At 57.5% G+C, this 1,361-nt stretch carries 1 protein-coding gene; it reads right to left on the bottom strand.

Annotation, left to right across the window (positions count from 1 at the left end; all coding sequences use genetic code 11):
* Positions 1–244: 244 nt before the first annotated feature.
* The gene (locus HP456_RS25815; RefSeq protein ID WP_216663414.1) at positions 245–1,282 is read right to left on the bottom strand and encodes an IS110 family RNA-guided transposase; all 1,038 of its coding nucleotides are present in this window, start codon (positions 1,280–1,282) and stop codon (positions 245–247) included.
* Positions 1,283–1,361 lie beyond the last annotated feature (79 nt).

Here is a 1,361-nt window from a genome sequence, read left to right as displayed (position 1 = left end):
AATGTATGGTCCGCCTCGTCCGTGCAAGGGTACGCGACATCGTAAATGACGATTCCAGTTGCATAAATGTATCCGGCCTCTCGCGAGTGGGCTGCGGTTGCAGCCAGGCCATGATGAGATCCGCACATGCCGTTCCCAATAAATGGTTCGGGCACGAAGCCCGCTTTTTTGCACAGGACTTACGGCATGTTGATCCACTGTTTCGTCATCACTATTCTCGAGCCTTGCAATCGAGCCAGGAGCGTCAGGTGAAGGCAGGGTCCCTGCGTTCGTAGAGCGCTCCAGGCTTGGTCAGGACGACCCAGACAATCCGGGCCATTTTAGCGGCAAGTGCGACGACAGCTTTGTTGGGGTGCATTCGTGCCTGAAGGCCATCCAGCCAGTTCCCCAATCGATCTCGTGTTCGGTCGAGGTGCCGAAAGCAGGATCGTGCTCCATGAACAAGGAGCTTGCGCACATAGCGGTTTCCCCGCTTACTGATGCCGAGAAGCTTCTGCTTTCCTCCGGTCGAGTATTCCCGTGGCACAAGGCCAAGCCACGCTGCCAGATCGCGAGCTTTCTGGAATTGTCGGCCGTTGCCAACCGCTGCAAGAAGTGCGGTGGCTCCCAACGCTCCGATCCCAGGGATCGTCATGAGCCGCCGTGCGACATCCTCGCGACTGGCGATCGCCTCGATCTCGCGTGTGACGTCACCAATGCGCTGTTCCAATTGGCGCAGATCTGCAAACAGGTCTGCAAGCAGCTTACGCATTGCCGACGAGAGATCGTTGGATTGATCTTCGACAGCTTGCGGCAGGTCGACCTTGAATAGGCCCGCGCCTTGGCGCAATGCGATCCCGTATTCGAGGCAGAAAGCTCTCATCTGATTGATCAGACGCGTTCTCGTTCCGATCATCTGATCTCGGACCCTGTGTAAAGCCTGAAGGTCGGCTTGTTCCTCGCTCTTGAGTGCAGCAAATCGCATTGTTGGACGTGTGGCAGCTTCAGCGATCGCTTCCGCGTCGATGATGTCGCTCTTGTTCGACTTCACGTAGGGCTTCACGAACTGCGCGGGGATCAAGCGCACCTTATGTCCAAGCGCCTGTATCTTCCTGGCAATCCACTGAGATCCGGCGCACGACTCCATCCCCACGATCGCCGGTGCTGCGCGCTCGAAGAATTGTAGCAGCGTGTCGCGTCGGAAACGAACCTTCTGCACTGGCACGCCATCGCTCCCGAGGCCGACAACGTGAAAGATGTTCTTGCCAATATCAATTCCGTAGACAGCCGCTGGGCGCGGCATATTGCGCTGTGGCATTGCAACCTCCTTCGGTTTGGCCGCCTCATGATGCGGCAGGAGGACGAGGCGGACCATCCCATTA

This window comes from Bacillus haikouensis, from assembly GCF_013179555.1.
Classification (GTDB): domain Bacteria; phylum Bacillota; class Bacilli; order Bacillales; family Bacillaceae_B; genus Rossellomorea; species Rossellomorea haikouensis_A.
This window is presented reverse-complemented; position numbering and strand designations above follow the sequence as displayed.

Coding starts and splice junctions, on each gene's coding strand:
- HP456_RS25815 (WP_216663414.1), bottom strand. CDS start 1,282: ATGCCGCGCCCAGCGGCTGTCTACGGAATTGATATTGGCAAGAACATC.